At 58.1% G+C, this 16,327-nt stretch carries 12 protein-coding genes; 8 read left to right on the plus strand and 4 right to left on the minus strand.

Translation table 11 applies throughout. The annotated features are described in order from the left end of the window. Positions 1 to 6 precede the first annotated feature (6 nt). Both I9H09_RS13285 and I9H09_RS13290 read left to right on the plus strand, forming a co-directional pair. Positions 7 to 846, plus strand: a complete 840-nt coding sequence (locus tag I9H09_RS13285; RefSeq protein ID WP_122346611.1) for a gamma-carboxygeranoyl-CoA hydratase — start codon at positions 7 to 9, stop codon at positions 844 to 846. Further along, positions 843 to 2,822 carry an acetyl/propionyl/methylcrotonyl-CoA carboxylase subunit alpha gene (locus tag I9H09_RS13290; RefSeq protein WP_221036029.1) on the plus strand — a complete coding sequence of 660 codons (1,980 nt, stop codon included), beginning with the start codon at positions 843 to 845 and terminating at the stop codon, positions 2,820 to 2,822. Before I9H09_RS13285 ends, I9H09_RS13290 begins: the two co-directional genes overlap by 4 nt. Positions 2,823 to 2,918: 96 nt before the next feature. Here the strand turns inward: I9H09_RS13290 and nfuA are convergent, their stop codons facing one another. Together nfuA and I9H09_RS13300 are read right to left on the minus strand one after the other, a co-directional pair. Continuing rightward, positions 2,919 to 3,512, minus strand: coding sequence for a Fe-S biogenesis protein NfuA (gene nfuA / locus I9H09_RS13295; RefSeq protein WP_053932564.1), 594 nt, complete (start codon positions 3,510 to 3,512; stop codon positions 2,919 to 2,921). 70 nt (positions 3,513 to 3,582) lie between these two features. Beyond that, entirely contained in the window at positions 3,583 to 4,605 is a 1,023-nt protein-coding gene (locus I9H09_RS13300; RefSeq protein WP_053932754.1) for an acyltransferase family protein, read from the minus strand. 282 nt (positions 4,606 to 4,887) lie between these two features. On the opposite strand from I9H09_RS13300, the gene metH reads away from it, so the two are divergent. Continuing rightward, positions 4,888 to 8,607, plus strand: coding sequence for a methionine synthase (gene metH / locus I9H09_RS13305; protein ID WP_122346612.1), 3,720 nt, complete (start codon positions 4,888 to 4,890; stop codon positions 8,605 to 8,607). An 11-nt stretch (positions 8,608 to 8,618) separates the two neighbouring features. Here metH and I9H09_RS13310 read toward each other — a convergent pair whose 3' ends face one another. Then, positions 8,619 to 9,719, minus strand: a complete 1,101-nt coding sequence (locus tag I9H09_RS13310; protein ID WP_183142398.1) for an ABC transporter substrate-binding protein — start codon at positions 9,717 to 9,719, stop codon at positions 8,619 to 8,621. Between the two features lie 554 nt (positions 9,720 to 10,273). Here I9H09_RS13310 and I9H09_RS13315 point away from each other — a divergent pair. Next, on the plus strand, positions 10,274 to 11,932 hold the full coding sequence (locus I9H09_RS13315; protein ID WP_024671479.1) for a nitrite/sulfite reductase: 1,659 nt from the start codon (positions 10,274 to 10,276) through the stop codon (positions 11,930 to 11,932). Then, positions 11,916 to 12,410, plus strand: coding sequence for a DUF934 domain-containing protein (locus tag I9H09_RS13320; protein WP_005892947.1), 495 nt, complete (start codon positions 11,916 to 11,918; stop codon positions 12,408 to 12,410). Before I9H09_RS13315 ends, I9H09_RS13320 begins: the two co-directional genes overlap by 17 nt. Positions 12,411 to 12,734: 324 nt before the next feature. Here the strand turns inward: I9H09_RS13320 and sohB are convergent, their stop codons facing one another. Beyond that, the gene (gene sohB, locus I9H09_RS13325) at positions 12,735 to 13,757 is read right to left on the minus strand and encodes a protease SohB (protein WP_122346614.1); all 1,023 of its coding nucleotides are present in this window, start codon (positions 13,755 to 13,757) and stop codon (positions 12,735 to 12,737) included. Positions 13,758 to 13,962: 205 nt separating this feature from the next. On the opposite strand from sohB, the gene I9H09_RS13330 reads away from it, so the two are divergent. The 3 genes from I9H09_RS13330 (at position 13,963) to I9H09_RS13340 (ending at position 16,315) form a co-directional block, all read left to right on the plus strand. After that, on the plus strand, positions 13,963 to 14,673 hold the full coding sequence (locus tag I9H09_RS13330) for a histidine phosphatase family protein (protein ID WP_054998348.1): 711 nt from the start codon (positions 13,963 to 13,965) through the stop codon (positions 14,671 to 14,673). Between the two features lie 54 nt (positions 14,674 to 14,727). After that, entirely contained in the window at positions 14,728 to 15,045 is a 318-nt protein-coding gene (locus tag I9H09_RS13335; protein WP_122325434.1) for an SCP2 sterol-binding domain-containing protein, read from the plus strand. Between the two features lie 202 nt (positions 15,046 to 15,247). Continuing rightward, positions 15,248 to 16,315, plus strand: a complete 1,068-nt coding sequence (locus I9H09_RS13340; RefSeq protein WP_054988854.1) for a phosphotransferase family protein — start codon at positions 15,248 to 15,250, stop codon at positions 16,313 to 16,315. Positions 16,316 to 16,327: the final 12 nt, after the last annotated feature.

Below are 16,327 nucleotides of genomic sequence, written 5' to 3' on the forward strand. Positions count from 1 at the left end.
ACGACCATGACTTCGACTTCATTCGCAACCCTTGAACTGACCCTCGACCCCCGTGGTTTTGCCACGTTGTGGCTGAACCGACCGGACAAGAACAATGCCTTCAACGCCCAGATGATTCGCGAGTTGATCCTCGCCCTGGATCAGGTGCAAGGCGATGCAAGTGTGCGTTTTTTGCTGCTGCGCGGACGTGGCAAGCATTTCAGCGCTGGCGCCGACCTGGCCTGGATGCAGCAGGCAGCTGATCTCGATTACAACACCAACCTGGACGATGCACGTGAACTGGCCGAGTTGATGTACAACCTCGCCCGACTGAAAATCCCGACGCTGGCGGTGGTACAAGGTGCAGCGTTCGGCGGCGCACTGGGCCTGATCAGTTGCTGCGACATGGCCATCGCCGCCGAAGACGCGCAGTTCTGTTTGTCCGAAGTGCGCATCGGACTCGCGCCTGCGGTTATCAGCCCTTTCGTCGTGCAGGCCATCGGCGAACGGGCGACGCGGCGCTATGCCCTGACCGCCGAGCGCTTCGACGGTCAGCAAGCGCGCCACATAGGCCTGATTGCCGAGTGCTATCCCCTGCCCGACCTTGAGGCGCGAACCGTCGACTGGATAGACAACCTGCTGCTCAACAGCCCCCAGGCCATGCGCGTCAGCAAGGAATTGCTGCGGGAAGTCGGCAGTGGCGCACTCACGCCTGCAGTACGTCGTTATTGCGAAAGCACCATTGCCCGTATCCGCACCAGCCCTGAAGGCCAGGAAGGCCTGCGTGCATTTCTACAAAAACGCGCACCCGGCTGGCAGCGACACAATACGGCTGAAGAAGCATCAGAGAAGGACCTGCAGTCATGAACGTAACTGACATCAAGGTAGCTGATATCAAGGCACCCGAGCTGACCACGCTGCTGATCGCCAACCGGGGTGAAATTGCATGCCGCATTATGCGCACGGCGAAAAAGATGGGGCTGACGACCGTTGCAGTGCACAGCGCGATTGATCGCGACGCTCGTCACAGCCGTGAAGCCGATGTCCGTATCGACCTGGGCGGCAGCAAGGCAAGCGAAAGCTATCTGGCGATCGACAAGCTGATCAAGGCAGCCAGGGCCAGCGGTGCCCAGGCCATCCATCCCGGTTACGGCTTTTTATCTGAAAACGCCGACTTTGCCCGGGCGATTGAAAAGGCAGGGCTGATCTTTCTCGGCCCGCCCGCCTCGGCCATTGACGCCATGGGCAGCAAGTCTGCCGCCAAGACGCTGATGGAACAGGCAGGCGTACCGCTGGTGCCCGGCTATCATGGCGATGCGCAGGATATCGACACATTCCTAGCCGCCGCCGAGCGCATTGGTTATCCGGTGCTTCTGAAAGCCACAGCCGGGGGTGGCGGCAAAGGCATGAAAGTGGTCGAGCATGCCGTCGAGATGGCCGAAGCCCTGGCCTCTGCTCAACGCGAAGCGCTTTCATCGTTTGGCGATTCACGCATGCTGGTGGAGAAATACGTCCTCTCTCCACGACACGTCGAAATTCAGGTATTCGCCGACCGGCATGGCAACTGCCTTTACCTGAACGAACGCGACTGCTCCATTCAGCGCCGTCATCAGAAAGTAGTCGAAGAGGCCCCTGCGCCCGGTCTGAAGCCGCAACTGCGCAAGGCCATGGGCGAAGCTGCAGTCACTGCTGCACAGGCCATTGGCTACGTGGGAGCAGGCACGGTGGAGTTTCTGCTGGATGCCCGCGGAGAGTTCTTTTTCATGGAAATGAACACTCGCCTGCAAGTAGAGCACCCGGTCACCGAGTACATCACCGGGCTCGACCTGGTGGAGTGGCAGATCCGCGTTGCTCGTGGTGAACCCTTGCCGATCACTCAGGCGCAGGTCCCGCTGACAGGACACGCTATAGAAGTCCGGCTGTACGCCGAAGACCCGGCCAACGATTTTCTGCCCGCGACAGGCAGGCTTGAGCTCTATCGAGAGCCCGTCAGCGGCGTCGGCAAACGCATAGACAGCGGTGTGGCCGAGGGCGACAGCATTTCACCCTTCTATGACCCCATGCTCGGCAAGCTGATTGCGTGGGGCGAAAACCGCGAAGAAGCGCGCCTGCGCCTGCTGGGTATGCTGGACGAGTTCGCCGTAGGCGGCGTCAGGACCAATCTGGCCTTTCTGCGCCGCATCATTGCTCATCCAGCCTTTGCTGCGGCCGAACTGGATACCGGTTTCATTCCTCGCTACCAGGATCAACTGCTGCCAGCGACCCACGAGCCCTGCGAGGCATTCTGGCAAGCTGCCGCCGAGGCGTTCAGACAGAGCGAACCGGCCCATATCGATCAGGCCGACCTGCACTCGCCTTGGGCCGACGCGTCAGGCTTTCGTGTCGGCCTGCCTGCACAGACCAATGTACTCCTGAGCTGCAACGGGCAAACTCATGCCGTGCGCCTGCTCGATAACGGCACATCGCTGATCCATCTGGAAGGCGAGCAACTGCATATTGAAGGCGATGGTTTGCGCACAAGGCACCTTGCAACACGTCGCGGCGACACGCTTTACCTCAAATGGCAGGGTGATCTGCACACCGTGCACAAAGTTGACCCCGTGAACCTGGTTGAGTCTGTTCAGGGACAGCATGGCGGCCTGACCGCGCCCATGAATGGCAGCATCGTCCGCGTGCTGGTCGAAGTGGGCCAGACGGTCGAGGCCGGGGCACAGTTGGTGGTGCTTGAGGCCATGAAGATGGAGCACAGCATCCGCGCAGCCGCTAAGGGTGTAATCAGCGCGCTTTACTGTCGAGAGGGAGAGATGGTCAATGAAGGCGCCGTTCTGGTGGAGCTGGACTGACCGAGCTGCGCTGTCAGGTACCCGTCACAGTGCCAGTATTCTGCCACACAAAAAAACGCCCTGAATAATCAGGGCGTTTTTTGCAGCAAGGACGAATCAGTAGTACGCGTTTTCTTTCTGCGTATGGTCCGTTACATCGCGGACGCCTGACAGCTCGGGTATGCGCTCCAGCAATGTGCGCTCGATACCTTCCTTCAGCGTGACATCAGCCTGACCGCAACCCTGACAACCCCCACCGAACTGCAGCACGGCGATGTTTTTCGTCTCCTCCTCGACCACGTCGATCAGGGTAACCTGACCACCGTGACTGGCGAGCCCGGGGTTGATCTCGGTTTGCAGGTAGTAATTGATTCGCTCGTTGATCGGGCTGTCGGCATTGACCATCGGCACTTTGGCGTTCGGCGCTTTGATGGTCAGCTGACCACCCATGCGGTCGGTTGCGTAGTCGACAACGGCGTCGTCCAGGAAGGCTTCACTGAAGCCGTCGATCCAGGCGGTAAAACTCTTCAGGCCAATGGCCTTGTCGTCCGGTTTTTCTTCACCCGGTTTGCAGTAGGCAATGCAGGTTTCGGCGTACTGAGTGCCGGGCTGAGTGATAAATACGCGGATGCCGATGCCCGGGGTATTCTGCTTTTCCAGCAGATCGGCCAGATAATCGTGGGCGGCGTCGGTAATAGTGATAGCGGTCATGAAAATTCCTCGCAGACGTGCTGGCAGTTTACGCCAATCGGCCGCGCCATACAAAGTCCTAGTATTTTTGTCAGGTTAATGCCTGAACCCGACCGCCCGAGCGCCGCTCGTCAAGCCAGCCCTTCATTCGTCGGTAGAGCCCCTTCTCGATCCACTCATAGCTGACCCAAGCGCCGATGGCGATGATCGGTACGCAAAAGGCGAACACCACGTAAGGGCTCAAGCCGAAACGCTGCGCCATCAACAATCCGCCATACAACACCAGCACGTGCAACAGGTAAACCGAATACGAGCAATCCCCCAGCACCTTGAGCAGGCGACTGCCTTTGAAAAAGGGCTCCAGAGAAATGCATGACAAAACGATCAATGCGCTGGGCAGACCCCAGTTGAGCAGACGGTGCTCGTTTGTCAGGCTATTGATAGCGTACAGCCCGACCGCAATGCCTGCCAAAGGCAGCCATAGCGCCTGTTTGATCCATCCACGGCGATAGAGAATGCCGATACCGATACCGAGTAGAAACTCGTAAACGATGTCATTTCCGTAGAACCGGCTGATCAGCCCTGCCTTTGCCAGCACTTCACTGACCGCAAACAGCGCGGCAGCAATAATCAAAGGCCGGTGGCGTTGCTCGAACAGGAACACCATCGAGAACAGCAGGTAGAAAAACATTTCGTAGTTGAGCGTCCAGCCGACATTCAGTGTCGGATAAAGGCCGTAACCGCCGGGGTTTTCCGAAGGGATAAACACCAGTGACAGCAGGAAATTCTGCCAGCCGATGACTTGGTGGGGCAGCATTGGCGCTGCGATCAGCAGGAGTAAACCCATCGCAGCGGTATACAGCCAATAGGCCGGTACGATGCGGATCAAGCGATGAAGGATGAAGCGGCGGGCTGGCATGTCGCTGTTTTGGGTAGAGAGAAAAATCACCAAACCACTGATGACGAAGAAGATATCGACGCCCACTGCACCTTTGGAAACGAAGAACTCACCAATCGGGCCACTGGCCTTGAAATCGAAAAAAATCTGCATGAAGTGGTGACACACCACGACCCACGCGGCAAACGCCCGCAGGGCCTGAACTGAAATCAACATTGCGAAAACCTCTACCGCCTGACTTTCAATCGTGCACCGGCCTGCAGCCGGACACACGACGCGCACCATTTCCGACCACGATTTTGGAAAAAAGATCGCGCAAGATGTGTTTCGTTCAGGAAGCGATAATGGCTGGAGGCCATGCTCCATATGTCTTTCTTTACAAATCCATAGCCACAGGCAACATGAATGATTTTCATGGAAAACCGCGACACCACCAAAAGCGCTCCGGTTTGCTATCATCGCGTCATTTAAAGCATCGACCTTCTCAAGGTAGCCCTCATGTCTGACCGCAGCGCCCGCCATCAAGCCTTTCTTACTGCTCTCAAACAGCGGATTCTGATCCTCGATGGCGGCATGGGCACCATGATCCAGAGCTACAGGCTCGAGGAGCAGGACTACCGTGGCAAGCGCTTCACCGATTGGCCAAGTGACGTCAAAGGCAACAACGACCTGCTGATCCTGACGCGTCCAGACGTGATAGGCGCCATCGAAAAGGCTTATCTGGATGCGGGCGCAGACATTCTCGAGACCAACACTTTCAACGCGACGCAGGTGTCCCAGGCCGACTACGGCATGGAGTCGATCGTTTATGAGCTGAACGTCGAAGGTGCCCGGCTGGCGCGAAAAGTGGCAGACGCCAAGACTCTCGAAACCCCCGACAAACCACGCTTTGTCGCCGGCGTCCTCGGCCCGACCAGCCGCACCTGTTCGCTGTCGCCGGATGTAAACAACCCTGGCTATCGCAATGTCACCTTCGACGAACTGGTCGAAAACTACACCGAGGCCACCAAAGGCCTGATCGAAGGCGGCGCCGATCTGATCCTGATTGAAACCATCTTCGACACACTCAACGCCAAAGCCGCAATCTTTGCCGTGCAGGGCGTGTTCGAAGAGCTGGGCTTCGAGCTGCCGATCATGATTTCCGGGACCATCACCGACGCCTCAGGCCGTACCCTGTCGGGGCAGACCACCGAAGCTTTCTGGAACTCGATCAGCCATGCCAAACCGGTCTCGGTCGGCCTGAACTGCGCACTGGGTGCCAGTGAACTGCGACCTTACCTGCAGGAACTGGCCAACAAGGCCAACACCCATGTTTCAGCGCACCCCAATGCTGGCTTGCCGAACGCCTTTGGCGAATACGACGAGCTGCCGAGCCAGACGGCAAAAATCATCGAAGAGTTCGCCCAAAGCGGCTTTTTGAACATTGTCGGTGGTTGCTGCGGCACGACGCCGGCGCACATCAAGGCGATTGCCGAGGCTGTATCGGGTTATGCCCCGCGTGAAATTCCGGACATCCCGAAAGCCTGTCGCCTGTCGGGTCTTGAGCCGTTCACCATTGATCGCCAGTCGCTGTTCGTCAACGTCGGCGAACGGACCAACATCACTGGCTCGGCCCGCTTCGCCCGCCTCATTCGTGAAGACAACTACACCGAAGCCCTGGAAGTCGCCCTGCAACAGGTCGAAGCCGGCGCCCAAGTGATCGACATCAACATGGACGAAGGGATGCTCGATTCGAAGAAGGCCATGGTGACCTTCCTCAACCTGATCGCAGGCGAGCCGGATATCTCTCGCGTACCGATCATGATCGACTCGTCCAAGTGGGAAGTCATCGAGGCCGGCCTCAAGTGCATTCAGGGCAAGGGCATCGTCAACTCGATCAGCATGAAGGAAGGCGTCGAGCAGTTCATTCATCACGCCCGCCTGTGCAAGCGTTACGGTGCAGCGGTAGTGGTGATGGCCTTCGACGAACAGGGCCAGGCCGATACCGAAGCGCGCAAGAAGGAGATCTGCAAGCGCTCCTACGACATATTGGTCAATGAAGTGGGCTTCCCGCCGGAAGATATCATCTTCGACCCGAATATCTTCGCCATTGCCACTGGCATCGAAGAGCACAACAACTATGCCGTGGACTTCATCAATGCCTGTGCCTATATCCGCGATGAGCTGCCGCATGCCCTGACCTCGGGCGGAGTGTCCAACGTCTCGTTCTCGTTCCGCGGCAACAACCCGGTGCGTGAAGCCATTCACTCGGTGTTTCTGCTGCATGCGATCCGTAATGGCCTGAGCATGGGCATCGTCAACGCCGGCCAGCTGGAAATCTACGACCAGATCCCGGCCGAGCTGCGGGACTGCGTCGAAGACGTCGTACTCAACCGCAACCCTGAAGGCACCGATGCGTTGCTGGCCATTGCCGACAAGTACAAGGGCGATGGCAGCGTCAAGGAAGCCGAAACCGAAGAGTGGCGCAGCTGGCCGGTCAACCAGCGGCTGGAACATGCGCTGGTCAAGGGCATTACCACGCACATTGTTCAGGACACCGAAGAGTCGCGCCTGGGGTTCAAACGACCTATCGAGGTCATTGAGGGCCCGCTGATGTCAGGCATGAACGTGGTCGGCGACCTGTTCGGCGCGGGCAAGATGTTCCTGCCACAGGTGGTGAAGTCGGCACGTGTGATGAAGCAGGCGGTGGCGCACCTGATCCCGTTCATCGAACTGGAAAAAGGCGACAAGCCCGAAGCCAAAGGCAAGATCCTGATGGCCACGGTCAAGGGCGATGTTCACGACATCGGCAAGAACATCGTCGGCGTGGTGCTGGGCTGTAATGGTTACGACATTGTCGACCTTGGCGTGATGGTGCCTGCCGAGAAGATCCTGCAGGTCGCTCGCGAACAGAAATGCGACATCATCGGCCTTTCCGGGCTGATTACCCCGTCGCTGGACGAGATGGTGCATGTTGCCCGGGAAATGCAGCGTCAGGATTTCCATCTGCCCTTGATGATCGGCGGCGCAACCACATCCAAAGCCCACACCGCGGTCAAGATCGAACCCAAATACAGCAACGATGCGGTGATCTACGTCACCGACGCGTCTCGTGCGGTCGGTGTCGCGACCCAACTGCTTTCCAAGGAGCTGAAGCCGGCTTTCATCGAGAAGACCCGCCTTGAGTATGTCGAAGTGCGTGAGCGCACCTCGGCACGCAGCGCGCGCACCGAACGCCTTAGCTATGGCGCGGCGGTGGCCAAGAAGCCGCAGTTCGACTGGGAAAACTACATCCCCGCCCAGCCGACATTCACCGGCACACGTATCCTGCAGGACATCGACCTGAACGTACTGGCTGAGTACATCGACTGGACGCCGTTCTTCATCTCCTGGGATCTGGCCGGTAAATACCCGCGCATCCTGACCGATGAAGTGGTCGGTGAAGCGGCTACCGCGCTGTTTGAAGATGCCCGCCAGATGCTGCGCAAGCTGATCGATGAAAAGCTTATCAGCGCCCGCGCGGTGTTCGGTTTCTGGCCGGCCAACCAGGTCAATGAAGACGATCTGGAGGTCTACGGCGACGACGGCAAGCCGCTGGCCAGGCTTCACCACTTGCGTCAGCAGACCATCAAGCCCGACGGCAAGCCGAACTTTTCGCTGGCCGACTTCGTTGCGCCCAAAGACAGCGGCCTGACCGATTACATAGGTGGTTTCATCACCACCGCCGGTATCGGTGCCGAAGAAGTGGCCAAGGCCTATCAGGACAATGGCGACGACTACAACTCGATCATGGTCAAGGCCCTGGCCGACCGTCTCGCCGAAGCCTGCGCCGAATGGCTGCACCAGCAGGTGCGCAAGGAATACTGGGGCTATGCGAAAGACGAGGCGCTGGACAACGAGGCGCTGATCAAGGAGCAGTACATAGGTATTCGCCCTGCCCCGGGCTACCCGGCGTGCCCTGATCACACCGAAAAAGGCACCCTGTTCGCCTTGCTCGACCCGCTACCGGAAGGTACACCGGAGCACACGCCAGGTAAAAGCGGTGTGTTCCTGACCGAGCACTACGCCATGTTCCCGGCCGCTGCGGTCAGTGGCTGGTATTTTGCTCATCCGCAGGCGCAGTACTTTGCTGTAGGCAAGGTCGACAAAGATCAGGTCGAAAGCTACACCGCGCGCAAGGGCCAAGACCTGAGTGTCACTGAACGCTGGCTGGCTCCCAACCTTGGCTACGACGAGTAACGCAAAAGCGCTTACTGGCCGCCTGCGTTCACAGGCGGCAACATGCTTTTCAGCGAAAAGGGCGACTGCTCGCCTACGACTGCCTTATCGAAAGCCTGCGGGTCGAGTCGATAACGCTCACTGCTTGTAGCTTCCAGAAAACGTCGCGTGTCCTGCGGCTCGACCAGATGCAGCACATCGATAATCCGGGCGCGGGGCTGCGGGAGCAGTAGCTGTGGAGAGGTTTCATAGCGATGCAACAGAATGATTGCCCATGCGCCCAAGGTGAAATGTCCGGTAGCGACCACATCAAGGCTCCCGTTCAGCTGTGCTTGCAACGACAGAGACGAGCCGTTGATCGCGCTGAACAAGACATCCTTGCCTGGTTTGCCACCTCGCTCTCTCAAGGCGTCCATCACGCCGAATGCCATTTGCTCATTGGCTGACCACACCAGACGAATATCCGGATAACGTGCCAACAACACGCGTGCCTGTTCAAGCGCGCGATCACGTCGCCAGCCGCCCAGAACGATCTGTCGCAAATGGACTTCGGGATGCTCTGACAGCGCTCGCATCAAGCCCTTTTCACGGGAAATCGAGACCGGTGTGGTGTTGGTGCCCGAGAAAGCCAGCATCTCGACAGGATTCCCTGGCGCAGTCGGCTGAGCCAGACTGATCAGTCGCTTGGCGGTCTGATAACCGCCCTCCTCGTCGTTGCCCACAAGACTGCCGATGAAGTCCGGATAACGCGAAGGCAAGTCCCCAAGAATACGGACCTGGTCGGCCGTCAGCGTATTGTTCACCGCGAACAGCTTGACCCCGCTGCCTTGCGAAAGGCGCAGCATTTCAGGCGCGACGTTCAATTCATTCGAGAACAGCAGATAATCCGGGCGCTCGCTGCCTTGCAGCGCTTCGCGCGCCATCGCAACCAGCTTGCGCGTATCACGATCCGTATAGCGTATTTCCAGCGACATGCCCGTTGTGTCAGCCGCGGCCTGCATGACGCGGGCATAGGGACGCCAGTAGCCGTCGGTTTCAAAACCGGGACACAAAAACACCACTGAAGCGGCCCATGTCGCACCGACCCACATCAGGCCGGAAATCATTAGCGCGAGGGCGCATAAAACCTTCATATCATCGAACCTTGAGGTCGCAGGAAATGACCGTCACACGCGATCTATCGGCCGCAATTGCAAGGTTCTGCAGGTCCGGGGCAAACTCTTTGTGCGCCTGTCAGCGGCCGCTGGCCCAGAACATCGCGACCCCCACTGCCAGAATGACAATAAAAAGAATCGCCCATGTGTCCACGGATTTGCCGGCTTTTGTTGCCTTGGGGTGCTTGCTCATCGCATCGCCTCTTGTTTGTCTTGTGGCTGATTACATGAAAGATCGTGTGCCGGTGCTGGTTGAACACCGGTCAATGCTCAGTTAAGTCGAGTCTTGCCCACACGGCAAGCATGGAGATGTTCAAGCGGCCATCTGCTTATCGCTTTTAGTGATTTGCATATATATAAACATCACTTTTATCGATATCTGCAAACTGCTATCGTCGCCTCCGCTCCGCAGGGAGTGCGCGGCCGTGCGCGCAGAATCGACCAGATGACGCAGGCAGCAAGCGAAGGGCACTTTTACCCTGACCGCATGTTATCGGACCTGCTTCATGACGAAGCCTGAGAACAGGACTTATATGTACGTATACGACGATTACGATCAGAAGATCATCGAGGACCGCGTCAAGCAGTTCCGTGATCAGACCCGACGCTATCTCGCCGGGGATCTGAGCGAAGAAGAGTTTCGACCGTTGCGCCTGCAAAACGGGCTTTATGTCCAGCGCTTCGCACCGATGCTGCGCGTGGCAGTTCCTTATGGACAACTGACTTCGCGCCAGGCCCGCATGATGGCAAAGATTGCGCGTGACTACGACAAGGGCTATGCGCACATCAGCACCCGTCAGAACGTGCAGTTCAACTGGCCCGCGCTGGAAGACATTCCCGACATACTTGCCGAACTTGCGACTGTGCAGATGCACGCTATCCAGACCAGCGGCAACTGTCTGCGCAACGTGACCACCGACCAGTTCGCCGGCGTCGCGGCAGATGAACTCGTCGATCCACGCCCCTGGTGCGAGATCGTCCGTCAATGGACGACTTTCCACCCTGAATTTGCCTACTTGCCGCGTAAATTCAAGATTGCCGTCAATGGTTCGACCAGCGATCGGGCAGCCATTGAAGTTCACGACATCGGTCTGGAGCCGCTGCGCAACGAGGCGGGCGAATTGGGTTTCCGGGTGCTGGTGGGCGGCGGCCTGGGCCGTACGCCGGTAGTGGGCGCTTTCATCAACGAGTTCCTGCCGTGGCAGGACCTGCTCAGCTATCTGGACGCCATTCTGCGGGTTTACAACCGCTACGGTCGTCGTGACAACAAGTACAAGGCGCGGATCAAGATTCTGGTCAAGGCGCTGACCCCCGAAGTCTTCGCAGAAAAGGTCGAGGCAGAAATGGCCCACCTGCGCGGCGGCCAGACCACTCTCACAGAAGCTGAAGTGCAGCGCGTTTCGCGGCACTTTGTCGACCCCGAGTACAAGGTCCTCAGCGACCAGCATGCCGAACTGGCCGCGCTGGATGCTCAACATCCAGGCTTTGCACGCTGGCGCCAACGTAATGTGCTGGCCCACAAAAAACCGGGTTACATCGCCGTCACCCTGTCGCTCAAGCCGACGGGCGTAGCGCCGGGCGACCTGACCGACAAGCAGCTGGACGCCGTCGCCGACCTGGCTGATCGCTTCAGCTTCGGGCAACTGCGTACATCTCACGAGCAGAACATCATCCTTGCCGACGTCGAGCAGGCCGAGCTGTTCACGCTGTGGAACGAGTTGCGTGAAAACGGCTTCGCTACCCCGAACATAGGCCTGCTGACCGACATAATTTGCTGCCCTGGCGGTGATTTCTGCTCACTGGCCAACGCCAAGTCGATCCCGATTGCGGAGTCCATACAGCGCCGTTTCGACGACCTGGATTACCTGTTCGACATCGGCGAGCTGGACCTGAACATTTCCGGCTGCATGAATGCTTGCGGCCACCACCATGTGGGCCATATCGGCATACTGGGCGTGGACAAGAAAGGCGAAGAGTTCTATCAGGTGTCACTGGGCGGCAGCGCCAGCCGCGACGCAAGCCTTGGAAAGATCCTCGGCCCTTCATTCGCCCAGGATGCAATGCCGGACGTGATCGAAAAGCTGATCGATGTGTACGTCGAGAAACGTACCGAAGACGAACGTTTCATCGACACTTTCCAGCGGATTGGCATTGACCCTTTCAAGGAGCGTGTCTATGCAGCGAATCATTAAGAACGACGAAGTCATTGATGAGACCTGGCATTTGCTGCCAAAGGAAACCACCTTTGACAGCCTGTCCAATTGCGACGACCTGATCGTGCCGCTTGCGCTGTGGCGCGAGCACGCGCATGCCCTCAAGGCCCGCGATGGCGGTCTCGGCGTGTGGCTGGACAGCGATGAAGAAGCGGAGGAAATCGGTGCCGATGTCGATCAGTTCCAGGTCATTGCCCTGAACTTTCCGGCTTTCACTGACGGCCGAAGCTTCTCCAACGCTCGCCTGTTGCGTGACCGATATGGCTATAAAGGCGAGTTACGCGCGATTGGCGACGTGTTGCGTGATCAGCTGTTCTACATGCGCCGCTGTGGCTTCGACGCGTTTGCGGTGCGCCCGGACAAAGACCCGTACGACGCGCTGGAAGGTCTGAAGGACTTCTCCGTGACCTATCAAGCTGCTGCTGATCAGCCTCTGCCACTGTTCCGGCGACGCTGACCCTCAAAGCTGTAAGCAAGCCCACTCCTGCTTCTGGCCAAAGGCCGCAGGAGTGGAACCGGCGACGCTTCGCTTATCCACGATCTGCCCCTGATTTTCAGGAATTGCAGGAGCCGACTTGTCCGCGATCTGCCGGGAACCGGCAGCGCGACCAGTGCATTCAATACATCAGAAAGAACCGAGTTCAGGGCCATTTTTGCAGCCATCGCAGGCGTCGTAACCTCCTGAAGCTTGTGTCTTTAGCTCCCACGGCCTGAAACCAGAATCAAAAGCGGGCTTATGCATGACGATGAGCGCTGAGCATCGGCACTAGGGTCGTTACTCCTACCAGAACCGCTGTTGAGTCAAACGCCCCCACCACTTTGCAGCCACCTGATCCACAGAGGTCGCAGCGGCCATGCCCATGCGTTCCGGCAGGCTCTTGCGCTGCACGTAATGTAAGTGAAACACGTCAGCGTTCTTTGCGCGTTCCGCGAGGTACTCGTCGCTGGTTTTCAGCTCATCGACCAACAGTTTGTCGACTGCCGCCATGCCCAACCACACCTCACCGGTAGCGACCTCGTCTATGGACAGTTGCGGGCGGTAGCTGGCGACGAAGTTCTTGAACAGGTCATGAGTGATTTCCAGGTCCTGCTGAAACTTCTCACGGCCTTTTTCGGTATTTTCGCCAAATACCGTGAGCGTACGCTTGTACTCGCCAGCGGTCAGGACTTCAAAGTCGATGTCGTGCTTTTTCAGCAGACGGTTGACGTTAGGCAATTGCGCCACGACACCGATGGAGCCGAGGATGGCGAACGGGGCGCTGATTATCTTGTTGCCGATGCAGGCCATCATGTAACCGCCACTGGCAGCCACCTTGTCGATGCACACCGTCAGCGGAATGCCTGCCTGACGGATACGCGCCAGTTGCGAGGACGCCAGCCCGTAGCTATGAACCATGCCGCCGCCGCTCTCGAGACGCAACACCACTTCGTCCTTGTCAGTCGCCAGTGTCAGCAGCGCAGTGATCTCATGGCGCATGCTTTCGGTCGCAGACGCCTTGATGTCACCGTCAAAGTCCAGCACGTAGACGCGAGCCTTGGTCTCGGCCTGCTTTTTCTCTTTCTTCAAGGCCTTGCCCTGCTCCTTGCGCAACGCCTTGAGACGGTCCTTGTCCAGCAGCGACTGCTCAAGCCGCTCGCGCAGGCCTTTGTAAAAGTCATTCAGGCGAGTGACCTGCAACTGTCCTGCAGACTTGCGTCGGCCCTTGCCACGCATGGACGCAATGGCGACCAGCACGACCACGATGGCAATCACCAGTGTTACGGTTTTAGCCAGAAAACTTGCGTAATCGACAACGAAATCCACGAATATCCCTCACTTGCGTTAGACCCCCTGTGCGGCAGGGGCTGCGATGACTGCAGCATACCGACGCCCTGTTCGACGCACCAGCAGCCCAGCCGTTACAAACCATTAAAACGGTGATTTCAAACGAGCGTATGTTTTTTCATTGACAGTCCCCAGGCATCCCTCATAACCTCGCTGGACCTTCAACGTACCGAGTGACCCGGACGTGGGCAGCATCTATCTGATACGACATGGCCAAGCCTCATTTGGTGCAGACGATTACGACGTACTGTCGCCTGTGGGCATTCGTCAGTCTCAGGTGCTGGGGGCTTACCTTGCGAAACTGGGCCTGAGCTTTGACCGCTGCGTGTCCGGGGCCCTGCTGCGTCAGAAAGACACCGCACAGCATGTGCTGGGCCAGTATGCCGAAGCAGGCCTGGACACACCTCCCCTGCAGCTCGACAGCGCTTTCGATGAATTCGACGCCGAAGGGGTGATCAGGTCGTTGATACCGGCGATGCTCGTCGACGAACCGCAAGCGCTGGATATTCTGCGCGACGTCGCCGGGAACCCCGCAGGGTTTCACCGGTTGTTCAACCTGATTACCGAGCGCTGGCTGAGTGGCAAGCATGACACGCCGGGGTTGCAGAGCTGGCTGGGTTTCGTGGCCGGCGTAAAGGCAGGCCTTGATAGAGTTCTCCATGCTGCAGGTCCGAATGAGCGTATCGCCATATTCACCTCCGGCGGGACCATCACCGCCCTGCTGCATCTTGTAACGGGAATGCCCGCATCAAAGGCGCTGGAGCTTCACTGGCATATCGTCAATACATCGCTGCATCAGCTCAAGTTCAAAGGCACCGACGTTACCCTGGCTGCCTTCAACAGCTACACGCACTTGCAACTGCTCGACACGCCGGCGCTCATTACCTATCGCTGAGCCCGACCAATCGTATCCCTCCGCACGCAAGCACTTACCACAAAGGATCAAGACATGACCTCAGTAGCAGAAGCAGTACAGACCATGAAAAAAAAGTTCAACCCGGCTGCAGCTGCCGGTCTGGACCTGATCTTCGGTTTCAATATCACTGACGAAGACAAGCACTATGCCTTGATCGTCAAGGACAGCACCTGCGAAGTACAGGAAGGCGAGAACCCGGACGCCAACGTGACCCTGGTCATGGACAGCGCAACCCTCAAGGGTATCGTCAGCGGCGAGACCGATGGCATGCAGGCCTTCATGGGCGGCAAGCTGCGCGCCGAAGGCGACATGATGCTGGCCATGAAATTGAGCGAACTGTTTCCGGTATAACTGCCGATTCGTCGCGCCCCGTTTCAAAAACACCGAAGCCTGGCGCTTCGGTTTTTTATCTGCGCATATCAGTGATCAGGGACACTGATTGCTCGGCAACACGCTAGCCTATAAAGCTGTAGCCGAGTTGATGGTGATTCTACAGACCATTAGATTGCTCAATGACCGAAGCAGCGCACAAGCACAAGCACAAGGGATAAGCATGGAACTGACTGATCAGTCCACCAAGATTCGCACAGGCGAAGAGCTGGACGCTGGCCTCATTGATCCCTACCTGAAGGCTCATATTCCGGAGCTGCGGGGCGTGCCGGTTATCAGTCAGTTTCCAGGCGGCGCGTCGAACCTGACGTACCTGATCCAGTACCCCGATAAAGAGCTGGTGCTGCGCCGTCCTCCGTTCGGGCACAAGGCGCGCTCGGCACACGACATGGGCCGGGAATACCGCATTCTCAATCAGCTCAAAGACGCATTCCCCTTCTGCCCCGAGGCTTATGTGCATTGCACCGACGAGTCGCTGATAGGCTCGGAGTTTTACGTGATGCAGCGCGTCAAGGGCATCATTCTGCGCTCCGATCTGCCGCCGCAACTGGGGCTGGATGCCCGGCAGACCGAAAGCCTGTGCAAAAGCTTCATCGACAAGCTGGTGAACCTGCATCAGGTCGATTACCGCGCTTGCGGCCTGGGTGATCTGGGCAAGCCACAAGGGTACGTGCAACGGCAGATTCTGGGCTGGTCGGAGCGCTACGAGAAAGCCATGACCCCAGATGCTCCGGCATGGGAGCAAGTCAAGCGCTGGCTGGTCGACAAGATGCCTGCCGACTCGCCCACCTCGAGCATCGTGCATAACGACTATCGCTTCGACAACGTGATCCTCGACCCAGCCGACCCGATGAGCATCATCGGCGTGCTTGACTGGGAGCTGACCACGCTGGGAGATCCGCTCATGGACCTCGGCAACACCCTCGCCTACTGGATTCAGGCTGACGATCCTGCGCCGGTACAGGCAGTGCGTCGTCAACCCAGCAACGCGCCAGGCATGCTGAGCCGCCAGGGGTTCGTCGATTACTACGCCGAACGCTCAGGTATGCGCATCGACAATGTCGACTTCTATTACACGTACGGGCTTTTTCGACTGGCCGGCATCGTGCAACAGATCTACTACCGTTTTTTTCATGGCCAGACCCAGGACAAACGCTTTGCCCGGTTCATCGACATGAACCGGCTGCTTGAGCAAATGAGTCTGAACGTGATCGCCAAATCCAGCCTTTGATGACGTCAACAC

This window comes from Pseudomonas tremae (assembly GCF_023278125.1).
In the GTDB taxonomy this organism is placed as follows: domain Bacteria; phylum Pseudomonadota; class Gammaproteobacteria; order Pseudomonadales; family Pseudomonadaceae; genus Aquipseudomonas; species Aquipseudomonas tremae.